At 59.6% G+C, this 19,880-nt stretch carries 18 protein-coding genes and 3 pseudogenes; 12 read left to right on the plus strand and 9 right to left on the minus strand.

Annotated features, from left to right (window positions below; genetic code table 11):
* Positions 1 to 138: 138 nt before the first annotated feature.
* The 3 genes from AB4O36_RS12875 to AB4O36_RS12885 all read left to right on the plus strand — a co-directional run bounded on the left by AB4O36_RS12875 (position 139) and on the right by AB4O36_RS12885 (position 1,411).
* Positions 139 to 291 carry a hypothetical protein gene (locus tag AB4O36_RS12875; RefSeq protein WP_007946257.1) on the plus strand — a complete coding sequence of 51 codons (153 nt, stop codon included), beginning with the start codon at positions 139 to 141 and terminating at the stop codon, positions 289 to 291.
* A 225-nt stretch (positions 292 to 516) separates the two neighbouring features.
* Positions 517 to 846 carry a hypothetical protein gene (locus tag AB4O36_RS12880; RefSeq protein WP_460126722.1) on the plus strand — a complete coding sequence of 110 codons (330 nt, stop codon included), beginning with the start codon at positions 517 to 519 and terminating at the stop codon, positions 844 to 846.
* A 262-nt stretch (positions 847 to 1,108) separates the two neighbouring features.
* Complete coding sequence (locus tag AB4O36_RS12885) at positions 1,109 to 1,411, plus strand: hypothetical protein (protein WP_460125717.1); 303 nt, start codon at positions 1,109 to 1,111, stop codon at positions 1,409 to 1,411.
* A gap of 7 nt (positions 1,412 to 1,418) precedes the next feature.
* Here the strand turns inward: AB4O36_RS12885 and AB4O36_RS12890 are convergent, their stop codons facing one another.
* Entirely contained in the window at positions 1,419 to 2,921 is a 1,503-nt protein-coding gene (locus AB4O36_RS12890; RefSeq protein ID WP_460141931.1) for an aldehyde dehydrogenase family protein, read from the minus strand.
* 319 nt (positions 2,922 to 3,240) lie between these two features.
* Between AB4O36_RS12890 and AB4O36_RS12895 the strand changes: the two genes are divergently transcribed.
* From AB4O36_RS12895 to AB4O36_RS12905, 3 genes are read left to right on the plus strand one after another with little or no spacing between them, the layout of a single operon-like run.
* Positions 3,241 to 3,444 (plus strand): HvfA family oxazolone/thioamide-modified RiPP metallophore, encoded by a 204-nt coding sequence (locus AB4O36_RS12895; RefSeq protein WP_460125720.1) that lies wholly within the window; start codon positions 3,241 to 3,243, stop codon positions 3,442 to 3,444.
* Between the two features lie 54 nt (positions 3,445 to 3,498).
* Positions 3,499 to 4,014 (plus strand): HvfX family Cu-binding RiPP maturation protein, encoded by a 516-nt coding sequence (locus AB4O36_RS12900; protein WP_460141932.1) that lies wholly within the window; start codon positions 3,499 to 3,501, stop codon positions 4,012 to 4,014.
* Positions 4,015 to 4,069: 55 nt separating this feature from the next.
* Positions 4,070 to 4,780: a dienelactone hydrolase family protein gene (locus AB4O36_RS12905; protein ID WP_460141933.1), complete on the plus strand. Its 711-nt coding sequence runs from the start codon at positions 4,070 to 4,072 to the stop codon at positions 4,778 to 4,780.
* Between the two features lie 60 nt (positions 4,781 to 4,840).
* On the opposite strand, the gene AB4O36_RS12910 is transcribed toward AB4O36_RS12905, so the two are convergent.
* Positions 4,841 to 5,455, minus strand: a complete 615-nt coding sequence (locus AB4O36_RS12910) for a cell wall hydrolase (protein ID WP_460141934.1) — start codon at positions 5,453 to 5,455, stop codon at positions 4,841 to 4,843.
* A 196-nt stretch (positions 5,456 to 5,651) separates the two neighbouring features.
* Between AB4O36_RS12910 and AB4O36_RS12915 the strand changes: the two genes are divergently transcribed.
* Positions 5,652 to 6,506, plus strand: coding sequence for a CAP domain-containing protein (locus AB4O36_RS12915; RefSeq protein WP_460141935.1), 855 nt, complete (start codon positions 5,652 to 5,654; stop codon positions 6,504 to 6,506).
* Positions 6,503 to 7,402, plus strand: a complete 900-nt coding sequence (locus AB4O36_RS12920; protein ID WP_460125728.1) for a bestrophin family protein — start codon at positions 6,503 to 6,505, stop codon at positions 7,400 to 7,402. The genes AB4O36_RS12915 and AB4O36_RS12920 overlap by 4 nt, the downstream gene beginning before the upstream one ends.
* Here the strand turns inward: AB4O36_RS12920 and AB4O36_RS12925 are convergent.
* Together AB4O36_RS12925 and AB4O36_RS12930 are read right to left on the minus strand one after the other, a co-directional pair.
* A pseudogene (locus AB4O36_RS12925) lies at positions 7,387 to 8,175 on the minus strand (DeoR/GlpR family DNA-binding transcription regulator). The gene AB4O36_RS12920 and the pseudogene AB4O36_RS12925 overlap by 16 nt on opposite strands.
* A gap of 72 nt (positions 8,176 to 8,247) precedes the next feature.
* Positions 8,248 to 8,910, minus strand: a complete 663-nt coding sequence (locus AB4O36_RS12930; RefSeq protein ID WP_460141936.1) for an ATPase — start codon at positions 8,908 to 8,910, stop codon at positions 8,248 to 8,250.
* A 204-nt stretch (positions 8,911 to 9,114) separates the two neighbouring features.
* On the opposite strand from AB4O36_RS12930, the pseudogene AB4O36_RS12935 reads away from it, so the two are divergent.
* Positions 9,115 to 9,414, plus strand: a pseudogene (locus AB4O36_RS12935) (PAS domain-containing protein); the annotation flags it as partial.
* Positions 9,415 to 9,762: 348 nt separating this feature from the next.
* Positions 9,763 to 10,713 (plus strand): annotated as a pseudogene (locus AB4O36_RS12940) (methyl-accepting chemotaxis protein); the annotation flags it as partial.
* Positions 10,714 to 10,851: 138 nt separating this feature from the next.
* On the opposite strand, the gene AB4O36_RS12945 reads toward AB4O36_RS12940, so the two are convergent.
* Both AB4O36_RS12945 and AB4O36_RS12950 read right to left on the minus strand, forming a co-directional pair.
* Positions 10,852 to 13,638 carry an amino acid adenylation domain-containing protein gene (locus AB4O36_RS12945; protein ID WP_460141937.1) on the minus strand — a complete coding sequence of 929 codons (2,787 nt, stop codon included), beginning with the start codon at positions 13,636 to 13,638 and terminating at the stop codon, positions 10,852 to 10,854.
* Positions 13,639 to 13,751: 113 nt separating this feature from the next.
* The gene (locus AB4O36_RS12950) at positions 13,752 to 14,684 is read right to left on the minus strand and encodes a LysR family transcriptional regulator (protein WP_460125735.1); all 933 of its coding nucleotides are present in this window, start codon (positions 14,682 to 14,684) and stop codon (positions 13,752 to 13,754) included.
* A gap of 142 nt (positions 14,685 to 14,826) precedes the next feature.
* On the opposite strand from AB4O36_RS12950, the gene AB4O36_RS12955 reads away from it, so the two are divergent.
* Complete coding sequence (locus AB4O36_RS12955) at positions 14,827 to 15,234, plus strand: RidA family protein (RefSeq protein WP_460125737.1); 408 nt, start codon at positions 14,827 to 14,829, stop codon at positions 15,232 to 15,234.
* Between the two features lie 87 nt (positions 15,235 to 15,321).
* A complete protein-coding gene (locus AB4O36_RS12960; protein ID WP_460125739.1) occupies positions 15,322 to 15,816 on the plus strand; it encodes a PaaI family thioesterase in 495 nt (164 codons plus the stop codon).
* A gap of 148 nt (positions 15,817 to 15,964) precedes the next feature.
* On the opposite strand, the gene AB4O36_RS12965 is transcribed toward AB4O36_RS12960, so the two are convergent.
* The 3 genes from AB4O36_RS12965 to AB4O36_RS12975 all read right to left on the minus strand — a co-directional run bounded on the left by AB4O36_RS12965 (position 15,965) and on the right by AB4O36_RS12975 (position 19,676).
* Positions 15,965 to 17,362, minus strand: a complete 1,398-nt coding sequence (locus AB4O36_RS12965) for an MFS transporter (protein WP_460141938.1) — start codon at positions 17,360 to 17,362, stop codon at positions 15,965 to 15,967.
* A 483-nt stretch (positions 17,363 to 17,845) separates the two neighbouring features.
* Positions 17,846 to 18,859: a GlxA family transcriptional regulator gene (locus AB4O36_RS12970; RefSeq protein ID WP_460141939.1), complete on the minus strand. Its 1,014-nt coding sequence runs from the start codon at positions 18,857 to 18,859 to the stop codon at positions 17,846 to 17,848.
* Positions 18,860 to 19,028: 169 nt separating this feature from the next.
* Positions 19,029 to 19,676 (minus strand): response regulator transcription factor, encoded by a 648-nt coding sequence (locus AB4O36_RS12975; RefSeq protein WP_460125744.1) that lies wholly within the window; start codon positions 19,674 to 19,676, stop codon positions 19,029 to 19,031.
* Positions 19,677 to 19,880 lie beyond the last annotated feature (204 nt).

Consider the following 19,880-nt stretch of genomic DNA (forward strand, 5'->3'; position numbering starts at 1 on the left):
CCGTGAGTTCCATCCTCTCATTCCAAACAGCTTTGTCAGACAATATGTAGTGACTTGAAATAATCACTACAAAACCGTTGACGACTTCGATTTGCCCTTGCATGATGCAGCCATCTCCCCGATCGGGAGTAAGGCAACATGTTTGAGCAAGCTCGTCTGACCGCCGAGCTGTTTTTCCCGGATACACGCTGCCCACAAGGCAGATTGAAGAAGCTGACCTGGCCCGAACGTCCAGTACAAGGACGAGAAGCGCTGGCGATCAATCCTCATGAAGCTTGTGGCCGACCGTGAAACGTCGGTAGTGGCCTGAAGGTTATCGCTGCTTCTCCTCGTTGTGACGCTATTGCGTAGCAGTTATTCAACACGACTACATGCAACAGACGCAGGCCCCTCCAATTTCGGCGGACGACTGCTGACGTCCTGGTTTCGGTGCCAGGGATCAACTAACCGATGGGCTAACTGTATTAGCGAATCAACTTTGAAAAAGATCACCAAATGGTCAAGGGGGCTTTAATGATGAACCTGAACAATCAACCAACCATCGATGAATTGGCTCGTATGTTCGCTGCGCAAAAAGACAGCCATGACAGCCATATCCTGTGGATCAGCAAATCGGGCCAGGTTCAGATCGACTGCCTGGCGCCCCACGCCCACGAAGCCGAGTTTGAACAGAACCACGAGAACCTGGTGGCGCGCCTGAAGATGTACCGTCGCGGCCAGGGTTACGTCGGCAAGAAAGCCGCGGCCGACAAAGATTTCATCGGCAGTGTTTTCCAAACACTCAAACAGGCCTGGGACTCGATGCAGAACAAGAACGAAGTTCAGGTGATTGACCGGTTTTATTAATTAAGTCGCTTAACTGAAAAGGCCCCGCTCGATTATTCGAGCGGGGCCTTTTTTATGTTTTTTAATCCTTGTAGGAGCGAGCATGTCGAGGCGTCGAACCGTCGCGATGGTCGTCAACGATAACGCTGGCTTCCTGGCTCCCCGCGGTGTCCGTACCTCCATCGCGAGCATGCTCGCTCCTACAGGGTTATGTGTGAGCATGTGCAACCGCCAAACGCAGCTATCGTTAACCACACGCGATGTCGTCCATTGGAGATGTGCAATGAGAACCAAGCTGATCGCTGCGCTGTTGCTGGTGGGAGCAGGTGCGGCCCAGGCCAACAATGTTCAGGGCGTGCCCTCCTTCGCCGTGGAATGCCCCGGCAAATTCCTCGTCCAGGCCGATCAGGACGGGCCGGTGCTGATCAACAGCAAGGAAGCCGAAACACGCGCGCTCACCGACCGCAGCTTCGAAGCCAAGGGATCGGGCATTACCCTGTCAATCGTGATCGCCGATGACGACTCGGTGGAGGTGTCATCGACCGGCAAGGCACCCAATGGGACGTGCCAGTCAGTCGACGACTGATCCTCGCCTAGCGCTTGACCGACAGATCGGTCTGGGTCATGCGACTGCGGACAGTGAACACGCCATCGCCCGAGAGAATGGCGCTACGGGCAAACAGGCGGCCGCTCTCCCAGTTCGAAAGACCCAGCTCCGGTTTGTTCAGCGCGTACTGGCCGTCGACCCAACGGGTGATGCCGTTGCCCACAAACGGCGCGTTGACCGCATTGTAGAAACGCTCGTGCGCTTCAGGCGTTTCACTGATCAGCGACACGGTGAACTGGGGGCTGTAGTGATTGAACAAGGCGATGGCGCTGTCCAGGTCGTCGACGATTTTCAGGCTGACTTCCGGGGTCTCTTCCCATTCCCATTCGCGACCCAACTGATCCTCAGGCAGTGACTCGGCCATGGCCTCGGCCTGGTAGCCCTCCGCACGGCAAACCTCGACCGTTGCGTGTCGCCATTCAAAAGGCAGGCAAGACTCGCTGCCCTCGACAATGTGCAACTTGCAGCCTTCATCCCGTGCCGCACCGGCGGCTTTCAATGCCTGCAAGAACAACGGCACCAGCTCGGCGGCGCGGTCGCGGTGAATCAGGCAGACGTTGAGGGTGTTGCAGACCTTGCGATCCAGGGAGTTGCGCACCACAGCGGCAAATCGCGTGGCATCAGCGTCCTGGTCGGCGATCAACCAGGCGCCGCCAGTGCCGTGGAGGCTCACGGCGGTGCCAGCCTGCTGGGCGATGCTGCCCAATTGGCTGACTGCACGTCCCGAGCCCCGGGCCACGGCCAGCGACAGGCGCCGGTCGGCGAACATCGCCCAGCCGGCGGCGTGGTTGACACTTTCCACCAGCGACACCGCCCCCACCGGCAAACCGGCGGCGCTCAACGCAGGATTCAAGGCGTGGGCGACGATGGCTTGCGCCGTGCCCAAGGCATCGCTGCCAATGCGCAGCACCGCAGTGTTGCCAGTGCGCAGCACACCCGCGGCGTCGGCGAAAACGTTCGGCCTGCCTTCAAAGACGAACGCGACAATGCCCAGCGGTGAAACCACCTGCTCGACTTTCCAGCCTTCGTGTTCGACGCAACTGATCACCTTGCCGCGCGTGGCAGGTGCATCGCGCCAGGCCCTGAGGCCGGCGATCATGTCCCGGCGCATGCGCTCATCGGCCAGCAGACGCGTGGTCGAACGCCCCCGTGACTTGGCCCACTCGATATCGGCCAGGTTGGCTGCCTCGATCAAGTCCCAGCAATCCTGATCGTCCAGGCGCTGGGCGAACAGGTCGAAGAACTCGCTGATGGCCTCATCCGACACCGCCGACATCGCCGTGAACGCCGCTTGCGCGCGCTCGATCGCCACCGCCGCAGCCTTCTGGTCCGCGACGGGGATCAGCAACAGTTCGCCACTGACCTGCTCCACCAACAGGTGGTCCCCGGGCTGAAAGCGCAAGGCCAGTTCGGGGCTGACCACGGTGACGCGGTTACCAGCGAAAGGGATAGGCGTACCAGCGACTAGACGTTCGAGCGCGAGAGACATGAAACGGTTTCACCATGCAGTGGGCGGCCAGGAAATGTATAGCAAACTCCCGGTAGGAGCGAGCACGCTCGCGATGGAATCAAGAACACCGCGAGGCATCGGGCACCCAGCGTGATCGTTTAACGGCCTTCGCGACGGTTCGACAAGCCAGCTCCTGCAGTGGAGTGTATCCCAGTGTATAAACCCCCGTTCTCGACACACCCCTCAACAAAACCCGCCCCCAGCGACACATCGCAGATACACCCCATTGATGAAATACGCCTGTCGACTGGCTCAGCCAACCCAGACACTCAACTCACTCAATGCACGGAGTATCACCATGTTCAAGCTCTCGACCTCTTCCCTGACCCTCGGCCTGATCGTCGCTGGCGGCCTGGCCCTGGCCAACGTGGCATCGGCTTCCGAATCCGAGGCGTTCAGCATGAAACAGCTGGCCCACGGCTACAGCCAGGTTCAGGCCGACGGCACCGAAAAACCCGCTGAAGGTAAATGCGGCGAAGGCAAGTGCGGCGCCGGCGAATGAACCCTGCGCGGGGCCGTCGAGCCCCGCATCACTGACTGAATGGAGATCCAGTCCATGAACACCGCAATCTCATCAGCCGTCAAAGGCCTGCACCTCAATCTTGACCGTGCCGGCGTGTGGCTCGCTCCCCTCGCCTTGAGGATGTTTATCGCCTGGGAGTTCTTCGAGTCCGGCCTGGAAAAATGGAATGGCGAAAACTGGTTCGCCGACATTCAGGAGCGCTTTCCGTTTCCGTTCGACCAACTGCCCGCCACGCTGAACTGGGAACTGTCAATGTGGGCCGAACTGATCTGCGCCCTCGCCATCCTGGTTGGTTTGGGGACACGCATCTCGGCGATCGTCCTGATCGTGGTCACGGTGGTGGCAACCGCAGCAGTCCACTGGCCGTCCGATTGGTCGACACTGAGTGAACTTGCCCAGGGTTACGCCATCACTAACAAGGGTCACGGCAATTTCAAACTGCCGCTGATCTACCTCGCCGCCATGCTCCCGCTTTTGCTGTCCGGTCCCGGCAAACTCAGCCTGGACGCCTTGCTCGCCCGATATTTCTGGCGCCGCAACCAGCAGTGAAATGTTAATGTGGCAGCCTGTACGTTCCACCTCACTTGCGTAGACAGGAGCCACCATGAGCGTGACCACCCAATGGATCGAGATCGACAGCGCCGAAGGTAAATTCGGCGCCTACCTGGCGATCCCGCATACCCTGAACGGCCCGGGGATCGTGCTGATCCAGGAAATTTTCGGTGTCAACGAACACATTCGCTCTGTCGCCGAGCAATACGCCGCCGACGGCTACGTGGTGCTCGCACCGGACCTGTTCTGGCGCGAAGGCAAGCGTATCGAGCTGAGCTACGACCAGGCCGGCTGGACTCGCGCCGTCGAATTGATGAACGCCACCGACATCGTCAAGGCGCAAAAGGACATCGAGCTGACCATCGATGCCCTCAAGGCCCTGCCGAACCATGATGGCGGCGTCGCTTCCATCGGTTACTGCTTCGGTGGACTGCTGTCGTATCTCACCGCCGCCAACGGCCTGGTGGACGTGGCCATCGCCTACTACGGCGGCGGGATCCAGAATCAACTGGATCGCGCCGATGACATCCAGGTGCCGTTGCTGCTGCAATTCGGCGAGAAGGACAGCCACATTTCCCTGGACGATGTGGAACTGATCGCCCAGCGTCTGGACGACAACGACAACGTGGAAATCATCGTGTATCCGGACGCGGAACACGGTTTCAACTGCTCGCATCGCGACAGCTACAACCAGCGTGCAGCGGCGGAAGCCCATGGCAATACGTTGATTTTCCTGGGTATGGAAATGCCAAACGGCGATTGAACCCTGACCCCCTGTGGGCGCGAGCAAGCTCGCTCCTACAGGGGCCAGGTGTCCGCCGGGTTATCGTGCATCCCCACCTTTGGGCTTGTAGAAGAGAAACATCTTTGTCTCTGCGGTCCTGATGTATTTCCTTGCCCAGTCAGGCTTCACGTTGCGATCGTGAAAATACATCGCGCCATGGGTGCGGTCGTTGAGTTGCTTGTTCAGCGCCTTGCGCGCGATTTCCTTGGCGATGGCGTACTGCGTGGCTTCCTGGACCGTGTCGGGACGCCCGTCACACCACCATGAAAACTGGCAGTTCTTGCTTTCCGAGCCTTGTTTGACCACCGCGCACACCGTGTCCGGAAATCCTTCGTGCCCCAGGCGATTCATCACCACGCTGGCGACCGCTTCCATGTCGGCTGTGGATTTGCCCTTGGCCTCCCAATAAATGGAACGAGCCAGGCAAGTGATAGCGTCATCCAGGGGTGCCACGCCCGCCGGATCGACCGCCTGCACCTCGGAAGTGGTAATGGCTTCGGCCTTGGGCACCGGCAGATCACCCTCCTTCTGCGCCGCTTTCTCTTCGAGTACTTCTGCCTTGTTTTCTGCAGCTTTCTGTTCCTGTTCAGTGGCCGATACCTGGCCGCTGAGTAGTGTGAGTGCGATGCAAACTGCCATCGAGAAAAATCGCATGATCAACCCTTTCAAATGAGGCGGATTCAATCAACACAATGTCGGCACACAGCGTCGTTCGGGCGACATGGCCTCAGTGTAGTTGCCAATTGCCATTTAGCATGGCGCCCTCTGCAGTGCATTTCGCGTAAAAGGCATTGCGCAAACCGGGGTGTCATCGCGCATCATGTGCGAAGTCCGATCAAGGGAGGTTTCCATGGGTGTCCTGCCATCCGCTTTGCGTCTTGCCACGTTGTCATTGAGCCTGCTGTTCGCCGCCCAGGCGCTGGCGGCCGATGAGAAACAACTGATCGATTCGATCAACGACTACCGCAGCCAGATACAGCGTTGTGCCGGCCAGGTGTCGTCTGAGTTGCCGCCGCTGGCGGGCGACCCACGACTGGCGCTGTCCGCCACCAGCATTGGCAATTTGCAGCAGGCCATGGTGAGCGCGGGGTACCCGATGAAGAATGTGCAGGCCATCACGCTGGCCGGACCACGGGATGCGGCGTCAGCGTTCAAGGCGATCCAGGAAAGCTTTTGCCAGATCGTGCTCGACCCGCAATTTGTCGACATCGGCGTGAGCCGCGATGACCGCAACTGGCGCATCGTGGTCGCCCGTCCGCTGCTGAGCGCACGCCTGGGCACCTCGCAGGCCGAAGGCCAGAAGCTGCTCACCGAACTCAACGCCGCCCGCAGTCAGCCACGCCAATGTGGCACTCAATCCTTTGGTGCTGCACCACCGCTGACCTGGAACCCTGTGCTGGCGTCGGCTGCCGAAGAACACTCGCGCTCGATGGCCAACAACAATTACTTCGATCACAAGGACCGCGACGGTCGTACACCGGGTGACCGCGCAGAACTGGCCGGCTACAGCGGCCAATGGGTGGGCGAAAACATCGCCGCTGGTCAGGACAGCGTGGCGCGCGTAGTCGCAGGCTGGGTCGCCAGCCCCGGTCACTGCGCCAACCTGATGAACCCGCAGTATCAGGAACTGGGCGCAGCGTACGCGGCGGACCCGAAAAGTGACTCGGGGATTTACTGGACAACGATGTTCGGTGCGGCGCAATGATCGTCCGCCCAAAACCCAACCTGATCAACATTCTCACGTCGCTCAAGGGTTCGATTTTCAAGAAGATTGTCCTGCGTTGCCTGATGGTGACGCTGCTGGCATCGGCCATCGTGCTGGTGGAAACGCTGCAACCGAACTACTTCGCCAAGGTCAACGCGACGCCTTTCACGCTACTGGGTCTATCGCTGTCGATCTTCATGAGCTTTCGCAACAACGCCTGTTACGACCGCTGGTATGAAGCGCGCAAGGCCTGGGGCGATATGACGGTGGCGATCCGTTCGATGATCCGCGAAAGCCAGGTCATCAAGGACCCGGCCCAACGCCAGGCCATTCTGCGCAACCTCTGCGGGTTCACCTATGCGTTGAATGCCAGGCTGCACGCTCGCAACGAACTGGAGGCCGCCAACGGCTGGCTTGAGCCGCAGCCGGACGGCAACGCACCGGACATCAGTGGCCGCATTCTGGATAACGTCGGCCAACAATGTTCAACGCTGGTCGAATCCGGGGCGATCAGTGAGTGGCGCTATACGATCATGGCCAATCACCTGACCAGCCTGACCCATGCCCAAGCCGTGTGTGAGCGGATCAAGCACACGCCTTTGCCGTTCGCCTACACCCTGTTGCTCCACCGCACCACCTACCTGTTCTGCATCCTCCTGCCCTTTGCGATGGCGGAATCGCTGGGCTGGTTGACCCCGCTGTTCACCGCCATCGTCAGCTACACCTTCTTTGGCCTGGACGCGATTGGCGATGAACTGGAAGATCCATTCGGACGCGACGAAAACGACCTGCCGACGCAGGCCATCGTGCGCAACATCGAGCGCGACGTGTTGGCGGCCCTGGGCGACACGAACCTGCCGCCCGTGCTCGTCCCGGTTGACTATGTGCTGAGCTGAATCACCTCGATGCCCTGCTTGCGATAGTCGTCGATATCACCCGATGCCACATGGTGCTCGGTGATCAAGGTGTGGATGCGATCGCACGGGGCGACTACAAAGGGCTCTACCGCCCCCAACTTGTCCGCCGTGGTGACGGCGACCACCTGTGAAGCGCTGTCGATCAACGCCTGCTTCACTGGCGTTTCGTCAAAATGCAGCGAGCTGATGCCCACCTCCGGATGGATCGCGCAGACTCCGGTGAACAGCAGGTCGGCCTTGATCCCCTGCAACAGGCGCACGGTTTCGTGACCGCTGACCGACAGGGTGGCCAGGTTCAATTGACCACCGGCGAGGATCACTTTGATGCCCGGGTATTCGGCCAGGGTGATCGCGGTCATCGGCGATGGGGTGACGGCGGTGATGGTGATGTCGTGGCGCAACGAACGAGCGATCTGCAAGGTGGTGCTGCCGGAGTCGAACATGACGATCTGACCATCTTCAACCCGGCCCGCAGCCAGTTGCGCCAACCGGGTCTTGGTCTCATCGGTTTCACTGACCCGGGTAAAGTAGTCCTTCCCCGTGTCTTTCGGCCTGGGCAGCGCCCCGCCATGGACGCGCTGGACCAGGCCTGCCGTGGCCAGTTCGGACTAGTCGCGGCGAATGGTGTCTTCGGAGACGGCGAAATGCTGGCTCAACTCGCCAGACATGACTTTGCCGTCACGCTCGAGAATCAACAGGATTTTCTGCCGGCGAAGATGCGGCAGATCAGTGACGGAATGCGACTCGTGCATGGTAATGCCTGAACGTGCGGGTTTGTGCGAGATTAGCCAAACCCTTTCACAATGGCAAACGCTGCAACGTGATCAATTGCTCGCAACCTGGGCGACATTCCCGGCGGTCACCAATGCCTTGAGCGAAGCATCAAATTGCTGAAGTGCGTTCACTTGCAATGCCGTTTGCTGGTCTATCTGCGCGGCGATCTCCGGCGCTGCCTTACCCTGCACCCAGACCGATGGCATTTGCTGCGCCTGTGAACCTTCAGCCTTGCCGATATATTGCAGGTTCGAATCGTAGAACTTGGCCAGGAAGCGCGCTTCTACCTGGTTGTTACCCTTGGACACCAACCGACTGTAAGTGTCGAGCATCACCACCACGTCAGGGTGGGCGTCCACCAGTGCATCGAGGTTCTCGTAGACCGTTACCGACGCAAACTCCTTGTGCAGCGAGCCGAGTAACCAGTCGATGGCCCGTTTCGGGTCGGAACTGCTGACAAAAGCCGAGCTGATGCGCGAGTCCAGTGCCGGATTGCTCGCGCCCTTGAGCGCTACCGAATGGTATTGCTCAAGGTAGGCCAGTGTGTCGAAGGTATTCTCGCTGTAGAGCACACCCACCGACTGCCCGGACTGCAACGTGGCACTGCTGTCGGTAACCGGCAGGAAATGGCAGGAAGGTTCAGCGGCCTGGGCCGTGGCGGTTAAGCTGCCAGTCAGTACAGCAAGAAGGACCAGCCATGTAGGCATTTTCATCGCGCGGGTTCCTTACAAAGGCGAATTCGGTATGTGCCCATCCTCCTCCCTTGGCGAAAAAACAGAACTTGCGTTTGTTGATGGTGGTCATCGATTAAACGAATGATTGCATCCAGATGATCGCAAAACGACATCACTGACGTTTTTCCGACGTACAGCAGGTGTTTTTCTTTCTCCTTGCTAACCTTTCACTTCGGACAGCCGATGGATCTGCAACAGCAAAAGGAGCAACACAGATTGAGAAACAACCAACCAGTCACGCAGCATGAAGTTGCCCTGGGACCTCAGCAGAAACTCATCTCGACAACCGACGCCCAGGGCAACATCACTTATTGCAACGACGCCTTCGTCGAGATCAGCGGTTTCAACCGCTCGGATCTGATCGGTGCCCCCCAGAATATCGTTCGCCACCCCGATGTGCCCCCCGCTGTCTTTGCCCATATGTGGAGCGCGCTCAAGCAAGGCAAGCCCTGGATGGGCATCGTCAAGAATCGCTCGTGCAACGGCGACCATTATTGGGTCAATGCGTATGTCACGCCGGTGTTCGACGGCAGCAAAATCGTCGGTTACGAATCGGTACGGGTGAAACCTGACGCCGATCAGATACGCCGTGCGCAAGTGCTCTACAAACGCATCAGTGAAGGCAAGGCGGCGCTGCCGGGCAGCGATAAATGGCTACCCGCCCTCCTCGACTGGCTGCCGCTGCTGGCGATGGGCGCGACAGGTACCCTGGGCGGCGCCCTGCTCGGCCCTGTACCGGCCGCCATCCTGGCGGTCGCGGTGTCAGCACCCCTCGCCGTGCTGGTGTCACGTCGGCGCAACCAAGGCGCACTGCACGTGTTGCAAATGTCCGAAGCCACCACGTCTGACGGGTTGATCGCAAAAATGTACAGCGACGCTCGTGGTCCCCAGGCACGCCTCGAAACCGCCTTCGTCAGCCAGGCTTCGCGCCTGAAGACCTGCCTGACCCGTTTGCAGGACACGGCCGAACAACTCACCGGCCTGGCCGGCAGGTCCGACGGCCTGGCGACCGACAGCTCCCGAGGCCTGGAACGCCAGCGGGTCGAGACCGAGCAGGTGTCGACGGCGGTCAACCAGATGGCCGCGACCACCCAGGAAGTCGCCAGCCATGTCCAACGCACGGCGGATGCCACCCAGCAAGCCAATGTGTTGACCGGGCGTGGACGCGAGGTGGCCCGCGATACCCGCGAAGCCATCCAGCGCCTCTCGACTGTTGTGGGCGAGACCGGGGAGACAGTCGCGCAACTGGCCAGGGACAGCAACGAAATCGGCATGGTGGTGGACGTCATCAAAGGCATCGCCGACCAGACCAACCTGTTGGCCCTGAACGCCGCCATCGAGGCTGCGCGCGCCGGCGAGATGGGGCGTGGTTTCGCCGTGGTCGCCGATGAAGTGCGGCAACTGGCACAGCGCACCACCGAGTCAACCGCGCAGATCCACAACCTGATTTCCAGGTTGCAGGTCTCGTCCAGCAACGCGGTGAAAATCATGGAAAGCGGTCATCGCCAGGCCGAAGAAGGTGTGAATTGGGTGCTTGAAGCGGACAAGGCCCTGGTGGGTATCAGTGACGCGGTGGCCAACATCACTGAGATGACCACCCAGATTGCTGCCGCAACCGAGGAGCAGACCGCCGTCGCCGAGGAAATCAGCCGCAACATCACCACCATCGCCACCCTGGCTGACCAGACGTCCGAGCAGGCCCGGCATTCGGCGGACTTGAGCAAGGAGCTGACCCAGACGGCGGTGACGCAATACTCGTTGGTGGAGCGGTTCAACCGCTGATCCATCCGCCCCCTGTAGGACGAGCACGTCGAGGCGTCGAACCGTCGCGATGGTCGTCAACGATGACGCTGGCTGGCTGACAGCCAGCGGTGTTATGGAGTCCATCGCGAGCATGCTCGCTCCTACAGGGTTGGTGTTTCAGGCGACTCGCTCGATTGAATCCGGGCGGCCCTTTTTCCCTCGATTCCAGAGCAACACCAATATCCGCACACCCTTGTTCCAGGCATATGCCACGCAGACGCCTCCGACGACCGCCAACACCACGCCCAGCATCGGTTGCTCGGCAATGCGCTTGGCCACGGACCAGAACTGAAAGTGCGTCAGGTAGATGAACAGCGTTGACGAAGCGATCAACGCCAGCCCTCGCGAGAGCAACCCCGGCACGGCAATCGACTTGATCCAGATCAGCGCGAGCACCGCCGGCACGGCGATGTCGATGTATTCCCTCACCAGCGTTCCGTGCCTGTACAGGTACAGCAGCTCCTCCCCTCCCATGATGATCAACGCCACTGCGCTGACCACCCACTTGCGGGTGCTGGAATCGGCGTAATGAATGGCCATGCCCAACACCACGACCGCCAGCAGATGCTGCGGCACCCGGTTGTAGAGGGCAGAGGCATCAAACAGGAACGCACTGATCACCATATCTGCCACCGCCAGGCCACAGGCGGCAACGACCAGATTCTGGAACGGATTGGCCATGATCCACTGCCTGACTCGCTCGAACGACAAGGCCAAGCCAATCAGTACGATCATCTGCACCAGCACTTCAATGTACCAATAGGTGAACACCCCGATCTCACGCTCTGGGAACCAGTTGGAAATCAGCAGCACAGATTGCCAGTGGACCCTGTCGAACATCACCTGCACCAGCATGGTGTACAGAATCGTCGGTGCGGCAATGGCCGCTATGGATTTGCCCAACGAACGCACACTGCCGCGCTCAAGGATGGCTTGCAGTTGAAAACGTGCCAGTGCCACCCCCGAGACGACAAACAACAATTTGGTCTCGCCCACGATCGGCCAGGCAGCGAACACATGCAAATGGCCGATCACAATGAACAGGATCGAAATCACCCGCAGCAGCACCGGCAACTCCATGGCCCGCAGGGAAAACCATGAAGATCGGGTTTGCGGTTTCAGCGCACCCAGTTCTCGCACCGGCATCATTTCCCAACGGTCCGGCAGATGGCCGATCAACTTTTCAAGCACCATCGACGCCTGGACAAACGACAGTGAATCCCCGCCAAGCTCGACGAACGACAGGTTGGCGTCAAGCTGCGCGACCTCGAGTATTTCCGACCAGGCGCGCGACAGTTCCAGCGTCAGCGGTGACAACTCCTGGGTGGTGGCGGGCGATGTCACCTGAGTTTGCGCCATCGCTGGCAACGCACGCTTGTCGATTTTGCCGTTGGGCGTCAGCGGGATGCTGTCAATGAACACGAACTGCGCCGGCACCATGTAGTCCGGCAGCTCCCCGCCCAGGTGCTCGCGCAACTCCAGCGGGGTTACGCCTGCCGTGGCCACGCAATAGGCCACCAGCCGCGGGGTCGATTGCTCGGCGTGGGCCAGCACCACCGATTGCTTGATACGCGGATGGCGCGCCAGCACCCCTTCGATCTCGTTCAATTCGATGCGATGGCCGCGAATCTTCACCTGACTGTCACCCCGGCCCAGGAACGTGACACTGCCATCGACCTGATAGCTGCCGAGGTCGCCGGTTTTGTAACAGATGTCCTGGGTATTGCCGGTAAACGGGTTAACCACGAATTTTTCGCGGGTCAGCACCGGATCATTCCAGTAACCCAGTGACAGATATGGGCTGCGGATCAGGATTTCCCCGACCTCGCCTTCTGCGGCCAGTTGGTTGGATGGGTTGACCAACAGCAACTGCGCGCCGTCGATGCCCCGCCCCAAGGGGATTTTGTCGTGCTTGGCCGTTGGTTCGATGCAATGAAAGGCCATGGCCTGCGGCGTTTCCGTGGTGCCATAAAAATTAACGCTGACAGCACCGGGCGCAATCAGGCGGATTTGCTGGTAGAGCGCTTTGCTCAGGGCATCACCGCCCCAGAAAAAATAGCGCAGGGCGTCGAATGTCAACCCGGCCAGTTTCGCGCCGGTTTCAATCAGCCTGCCCAGCGGCGGCGTGAGGTGAATGACGCTGATCCGGTTGGCCTGTATCCAGGTGGCCAGCGCCAACGGATCGATCACCGTCGACTGGGCCGGGCAAACCACCTTCGCGCCTATGGACAACGGCGTGAATACGTCTCGGTATACGGGGTCATGGCCCAGCCCTGACAGCAGCGAAAAACAGTCGTCCTGGGTAAAGCCGTGCAGCCGGGTGTGCCATTGGATGAAATGCACCAGCGGTGCATGGTGGGTCACGACCCCTTTGGGTTCGCCGGTACTGCCTGACGTGAAGGTGATATAGGCGGGTCGATCGGGATCGACCTCCGGCAAGTCTGGCCGATCGCTCACGAAAGCCTGCAACGCATTGTCGGGGAGTTCCGGGATGCGAATGACCGTGGCTTCATGCGTGAGATCAATCGAGGCGTCGCCGCAAAGCAGCACGAAAGCAGGATCGAGGGTGCGGATGATCTGACCCACTCGCGCGGCGGGATAGGCCGCGTCGGCCACCGTGAAGGCCAAGCCGCCGCGTAATGCGCCAAGCATGGCGTAGACCAGCCCCGCACAACGGCTGGAGACGATCACCACCCGGTCGGATTCCGAGGCGCCTTTTTCAGCCAGCGCCCCCGCCAGATGGCGGCTGATGGACTCCAGCTGGCGATAGCTGCATCGTGCGCCAGGGGAATCCACCGCCGTGGCATCCGGGGTCAATTGCGCCTGTTTGAGAAAGTCCGCGAATATCGGACGTTCAGCGCAGTATTCCAGGCTGAGCTGCGGATTGGGGCGAAGATCGTGCATTTTCTATTATTGCTCCGCGTGTTCCCTACGAGGTCGGTGTCTCGCCCCAGAACCTGGGTGTATTGGGCGCAGTGTAGCCCAAGCCGAGCAGGCGCAAACAGCTCGGTTGCGGCTCAATCGAAGGTGCCCAGCCCGCCGGTCAGCGGAGCATGCCGTGCCATCAATTCAACGACCCAGTCTATGAATAGGCGCAACTTGAGGCTGATATGCCGGTTCGCGGGATACGCGATGTACAGTGGCATGGTGTCCAGGCTCCAATCCTCGAAAAGCGGCACCAGTTCACCGCTGGCTTCGAACCTGGCGGACATATACCTGGGCAACCAGAGAATGCCCAGACCCGCCAACCCTGCCGCGACAAACGCATTGCCATCGTCCACCGCCAAGGCGTAGCGACCTTTGACCTGCACCCGCTCCCCCTGTTTCTGCAGGGCGTACGGCACCGGTTTGCCAGTGCGCGCCCACAGGAAACCAACGACGCGATGCTCGGAGTCTTCCATGTCCAGGGGATGCGCAGGTGTGCCGACCCGCGCCAGATAGCTCGGCGCGGCAAATATGCCCAGCGGCAGATCCGCAATTTTGCGGGCCATCAGCGACAGATCCTTCAGTTCACCCCCGCGCACCACGCAATCGACGTTTTCATCGATCATGTCAACGACGCGATCGCTCACGCCCAGGTCGATCTGGATGTCCGGGTAGCGCGCATAAAATTCAGGCAATGCCGGCACCAGAATCGTACTGGCCAACGGGCTCGGCACATCCACCCGCAACCGCCCGCGCGGCAAGGCCGAGGCTGCCGACAGGCTGGTCTCGGCATCGTCCATGTCAGCCAGCAACTTGGTCGCCCGCTCGTAAAACACCGCGCCGTCGGCGGTGACGTTGACCTTGCGCGTGGTGCGATTGAGCAGTTTGACCCGCAGGCGCGCCTCAAGCTGCTGGATCAGTTGGGTCACCGTGGTTTTGCTCATGTGCAGGGTGTCGGCCGCCTTGGTAAAGCTCCCCGCCTCCACCACTCGCACGAAAGCCTGCATCGCATCAAAACGGTCCATGTGGGCCTCTTTCATCGATTCAATTGTTTGGATTTTCCAAACAGTGATCGCCAAGGTTGCTCGTTTATTGCCTCGGCGCAAGCCCCTAGAGTTCTCTCAAGGTTGATTCGAGTCGACCCCCGACCCTTTGATGGAGGCAGTAATGACACAACGCAATGTGGTTTTCCCGGCGGGCCGCCAGGCACTTTATGAGCGCTATCGCTATTCGCCGGCCGTCCAATCCAATGGTTTCCTGTTCGTCTCCGGCCAGGTGGGCAGCACCGAAGACGGTTCTCCTCTGGAAGACCTGGATGACCAGGTTCGTCTGGCGTTCACCAACCTGAACGCGATCCTGGCGGCTGCCGGTGCCTCGTTCGATGACGTGGTCGACGTGACCGTGTTCATCGTTGACCCGGAGTCGACCTTCGAAAAAATCTGGGAAAACGTCGTGCCGCCGTTCTGGGGCAGTGCACCGTTCCCGACGGTGACCTGCATCGGTGTCACCTGGCTCGCGGGTTTTCGCTTTGAGATCAAGGTGATCGCCAAACTGCCGGAAGCCAACGACAAGTGATCCGGCGAAGGCGGATTTTGCGCTGCTCACGGTGATCCGTTCAGCGTTAGAATCCGCCAGGTTCGGTTTACTTCAAGGATTTCCGGTATGTCCAGCGTCGACACCTCCCTGCAAGACAGCGCAGCGCCAGATGGCGTTTGTTATGGCTGCGGTGGCAGCAACCCGCACGGTTTGCACATCAAGAGTCGCTGGCATGACGACGGCGTGCATGTCATCGCCGAGCACTTGCCCGAGGCGAAATACTGCGGCTGGCCGGATCTGGTCTACGGCGGTCTGATCGCGATGCTGGTGGACTGTCATTCCAACTGGACGGCGATGGCTTATCACTATCGCCAGGAGAACCGCGAAGTCGCCAGCCTGCCGCGCATCAACTGCGTGACCGGCAACCTGGGCATCAAGTTCATCAAGCCAACGCCCATGGGCGTACCGTTGGTTCTCAAGGCGAAAGTCGAGGGCGAAGTCGGCCGCAAGACCCGTGTTATCTGCGAGGTGTATGCGGGGGATGTGCTGACGGCGGTCGGCGATTCGACATTCGTGCGCGTGGACGCCGAGCAGTTGGCGGCGCAGGCGCACGGTCGGTAAACACCAGCAATCCCACAGGGATCCAACCGTCCCTGTAGGAGCGAGCTTGTCGAGGCGTCGAACCGTCGCGATGGTCTCAGGGCCAACGCGGGGCCTTAGATCTCCCGCGTCATCCATCGCGAATGAGTTCGCTCCTACAGTTGACGCATTAGAGATCCGTGATTTCCTTGTGGCGCGGAACCAGCAGTTTCATTCCGCTCCACGCGACCAGGTAGGCCAGCGCACAGATGGCGAACATGATCATGTAGCCGGTGTGAATGTCGTTGATCGACTTGTAATAATCGAACACCCAACCACCGATCTTGGTCATTACCACACCGCCCAAACCACCGGCCAGACCACCGATACCAACGACCGAAGCGATAGTCTTCTGCGGGAACATGTCGGAAACGGTAGTAAAGATGTTGCACGACCACGCCTGGTGCGCCGAGGCCCCCACACCGATCAGCAACACCGGCACCCAGAAGCTGATGTAGCCAAAGGGCTGCGCCAGCAGAACCAGAAGTGGGAAGAACGCAATCACCAGCATCGCTTTCATGCGACCGTCATACGGCGCATCGCCACGGGCCATGAAGTAGCTCGGAAACCAGCCACCGCCGATACTGCCAACCATGGTCATGCTGTAGAGCACCGCCAGCGGCCAGACGATGGCAGCGCCCTTCATGCCGTATTGTGCCGACAGGTAAGTGGGCAGCCAGAACAGGAAGAACCACCACACGCCATCGGTCATGAACTTGCCGAAGGCAAAGGCCCAGGTCTGGCGGTAGGTCAGCAGCTTGAACCACGACACCTTCTTCTGCGCCGCGCCCGACTCCGTGGCGGTGATAGGCTGTGCATCACTGCGGATGTAGGCCAGTTCCTCAGCGGACAGGCGAGTCTGGTTCTCCGGTTTTTCGTACAAGGCGATCCACAGTGTCACCCAGACGAACCCAAGCATGCCGATCACAATGAATGCTGCTTCCCAGCCCCACAGACTGGCAATCAGCGGCACGCAGATCGGCGCCAGCACAGCGCCGACGTTGGCGCCCGAGTTGAAAATGCCCGTGGCGAACGAACGTTCCTTTTTCGGGAAGTATTCGGCCGTGGCCTTGATTGCGATGGGAAAGTTACCCGCTTCGCCAATGGCCAGCACCGCACGTGACAGCATGAAGCCGGCGATGGACACCGGAATGACAGCCAGGCCGAAGGCACTGCACACCGCCGCAATCCCCTCGCCCATCGGCACGGAGAAGGCGTGCATCATCGCGCCGGTCGACCAGATGCTGATCGCCAGGACGTAGGCCTTTTTGGTGCCGATTTTGTCGACGAAACGGCCAGCGAACAGCATGGAAATCGCGTAGACAAACTGGAACACCGAGGCGATGTTGGCGTAGTCGGTGTTGCTCCAGCCAAATTGCGAGGACAAGTCCGGCGCCAGCAGGCTGAGCACCTGGCGGTCCAGGTAGTTGACGGTGGTGGCGAAAAACAACAGCGCACAGATGGTCCAGCGGTATTTACCGACCGCCTGGCCGACACGTTGCGCATTGATAGGCTCGTTCAGATTCATGGCATCACTTTTATTTTTGGAGTTGGGTGATGATCTCTCGGGGTCAATCGAGATCAGTGCTTACGCGCAGCACGCCTCCAGGCGCGTCGCGTCAGGCAAGAACAGGGGCACTCAGGAGATCGGCGCAGGGGCCGGGTGCAGCGCAGAGGGCGGTGGCACGGGTGGAGCAGTCAGGACCGGACCACAGGGAGCAAAAGCTGGGGAAATGCAGAAGCGGATTGAGTTCATGATGAGGCCCGGATTTTTTGTTATTGGGTTTGTAACATCATATGTCGTCGTACAACTGCGTCTTTTATAGCGATTCCCCCACCCGGCGTCAATCAGGAAAATAACCGTTCGTCATGCCTGCAAGCTTTAATTGTTCGTGATCAAGCGGGCCTGTGGCGGGTTCGCCATGGCCATCAGAAACCCGGGATATTGTCGTACGACAACGCACATCGCGTAAAAATGTGAGTCAGCTGTGAGAGCCGACTCGGAAGGACTTCATTTGACCAGACGTTTTTCCTTGGACGGCCGGTAACCAAAGTACGAGCTGTAGCACTTGCTGAAATGGCTCGGCGATACAAAACCGCACGCCACCAGCACATCCACCTGGGACAGTTCCGTGTGCTGCAGCAATCGCCGCGCTTCGGTGATCCGCAGCTCCATGTAATAACGCTGCGGTGTGGTGCCCAACTGTTCCTTGAACAGTCGCTCCAGTTGACGCCGGGAGCGTCCGGCATAGACCGCCAGTTGCTCCAGCTCCAGCGGTTCCTCGAGGTTGGCGTCCATCAACTTCACCACTTCGCGCAGTGGCGCGCTGACGCAGATGTTCTCAGACGGTTTGATGCGCCGGTAGCGGGACTCTTCGAACGCCAGGATATCTTCGATACCTTCGACCAATGCTTTGTCGTACAAGCCTTTGATCCAGTCCAGCGCCATGTGGAAAGCACCCGACGGACTGGACGCTGTCAGCCGGTCGCGATCGATCACGTAGGGTTCGCTGGTCACGTGCGTGGCCTTGGCGATTTCCGCCAGGGCGGGCCGATGTTCCGGGTGGATCGCGCAACGATAACCGTCCAGCAAGCCCGCGACCCCCAGGAACCAGCCGCCATTCCACAGGCCGGCCAGGCTGATGCCTTGATCGGCGGCCTGGCGCAACAGGTTGATCAACTCCTCACTGGCCTTCAGTTCGGTACGGTAACCACCGCAGATGACCAGCAAATCAAGGTCGTGGATGGCTGCGGCGTCAATCCGCGCATCCGGGCGAATCACCAGCCCCAGATCGCTGACCACCTCGCCGTCACTCAAGCCGAAGGTGCGCGAGGAAAACAGCTTGGGCCGCAGCAGGTTGGCAGTGACGATAGTATCGAGCGCCTGTGTGAAGGCCGGCAGCGAAAAATGTTCAAGTAGCAAGAAGCCTGTCCGTGAAAGTTGCACAGGCTGGTCGGGGTTTTCGTTCAGGTAGCGAAGGTTCTTGCCCTTCATGCCTCCACTGAATTGGCGACGTTCGATCAAGGTTCAGAGCACTCGTTAACGTGGACGATCAAAGAATCAGGATATCGCAAACTGCGCACGTTCGTTGCCCCCTGTAGGAGCGAGCAGGCTCGCGATGAATCCGAGAGCGCCACGGGTGCCAGAGACCCAGCGTTATCGTTGACGTCCTTGAAGGATGCAGTTTGCGGGATCAATGCTGCAGCCGTTCACCCAGCGCCTCGGACATGCGTACCAGATCAGCAAACGACTTGGCGTTCATTTTTTTCATGGCATGCCCACGGTGGATCTTCACGGTGATTTCGCTGAGGTTCATCTGTCCGGCGATCTGCTTGTTCATCAGCCCCTTGGCGGCCAGGGCCATCACTTCCTTCTCGCGTACGGTCAGCGACTGATAGTGTTTGTGCAGTTCGGAAAACTGCTCTTGTGTCTCGCGGCGTTTGATATCCGCTTGCAGCGCCGCCGACACCGCATCCAGCAGATCCTGCTCACGGAACGGCTTGGCGAGGAAGTCCACCGCGCCGGCTTTCATAGCCTTGACCGACATTTCGATATCGCCATGCCCAGTGATGAATACGATTGGAATATTGGAATGGCTGCTGGCCAACTGGCGTTGAAACTCCAGGCCACTGGCCCCTTGCAGGCGGACATCGAGAACCAGGCAACTGGCACTGTCGTCCTTGGGACGTTCCTGGAACTCCGCCGTGGAGGCAAAGGTTTCGACTTGAATGCCCGCAGAACGCAATAGGTTGCTCAGCGCATTGCGCATGGACGCATCATCATCCACCACAAACACCGTAGGGCTTTTACTGCCTTGATTGCTGGGTGGATTGGCGCTCATGCACAGCTCCCAACTGGAGAAAAAAGTTTAATACACCACTTTATCTCACATTGGCCAGCACACAAGTTTCGGAGAACCCACTGCAAATACGCGGGTGGTCAGGCAATGAAGTACTGCGACGAACAAATGAGTGAAAACGGGTAACGAGGGTCATGCAACAGCGCCCCGCCGGGGTTGCGGGGCTTCATTTGAACCTGCGGCTAC

The sequence above is a fragment of the Pseudomonas sp. S2_E01 genome (assembly GCF_054668365.1).

Bases quoted from the DNA above. Each gene is read 5' to 3' on its own strand.
- AB4O36_RS12875 (WP_007946257.1), top strand. From the start codon at position 139: ATGTTTGAGCAAGCTCGTCTGACCGCCGAGCTGTTTTTCCCGGATACA.
- AB4O36_RS12880 (WP_460126722.1), top strand. From the start codon at position 517: ATGAACCTGAACAATCAACCAACCATCGATGAATTGGCTCGTATGTTC.
- AB4O36_RS12885 (WP_460125717.1), top strand. From the start codon at position 1,109: ATGAGAACCAAGCTGATCGCTGCGCTGTTGCTGGTGGGAGCAGGTGCG.
- AB4O36_RS12890 (WP_460141931.1), bottom strand. From the start codon at position 2,921: ATGTCTCTCGCGCTCGAACGTCTAGTCGCTGGTACGCCTATCCCTTTC.
- AB4O36_RS12895 (WP_460125720.1), top strand. From the start codon at position 3,241: ATGTTCAAGCTCTCGACCTCTTCCCTGACCCTCGGCCTGATCGTCGCT.
- AB4O36_RS12900 (WP_460141932.1), top strand. From the start codon at position 3,499: ATGAACACCGCAATCTCATCAGCCGTCAAAGGCCTGCACCTCAATCTT.
- AB4O36_RS12905 (WP_460141933.1), top strand. From the start codon at position 4,070: ATGAGCGTGACCACCCAATGGATCGAGATCGACAGCGCCGAAGGTAAA.
- AB4O36_RS12910 (WP_460141934.1), bottom strand. From the start codon at position 5,455: ATGCGATTTTTCTCGATGGCAGTTTGCATCGCACTCACACTACTCAGC.
- AB4O36_RS12915 (WP_460141935.1), top strand. From the start codon at position 5,652: ATGGGTGTCCTGCCATCCGCTTTGCGTCTTGCCACGTTGTCATTGAGC.
- AB4O36_RS12920 (WP_460125728.1), top strand. From the start codon at position 6,503: ATGATCGTCCGCCCAAAACCCAACCTGATCAACATTCTCACGTCGCTC.
- AB4O36_RS12930 (WP_460141936.1), bottom strand. From the start codon at position 8,910: ATGAAAATGCCTACATGGCTGGTCCTTCTTGCTGTACTGACTGGCAGC.
- AB4O36_RS12945 (WP_460141937.1), bottom strand. From the start codon at position 13,638: ATGCACGATCTTCGCCCCAATCCGCAGCTCAGCCTGGAATACTGCGCT.
- AB4O36_RS12950 (WP_460125735.1), bottom strand. From the start codon at position 14,684: ATGGACCGTTTTGATGCGATGCAGGCTTTCGTGCGAGTGGTGGAGGCG.
- AB4O36_RS12955 (WP_460125737.1), top strand. From the start codon at position 14,827: ATGACACAACGCAATGTGGTTTTCCCGGCGGGCCGCCAGGCACTTTAT.
- AB4O36_RS12960 (WP_460125739.1), top strand. From the start codon at position 15,322: ATGTCCAGCGTCGACACCTCCCTGCAAGACAGCGCAGCGCCAGATGGC.
- AB4O36_RS12965 (WP_460141938.1), bottom strand. From the start codon at position 17,362: ATGAATCTGAACGAGCCTATCAATGCGCAACGTGTCGGCCAGGCGGTC.
- AB4O36_RS12975 (WP_460125744.1), bottom strand. From the start codon at position 19,676: ATGAGCGCCAATCCACCCAGCAATCAAGGCAGTAAAAGCCCTACGGTG.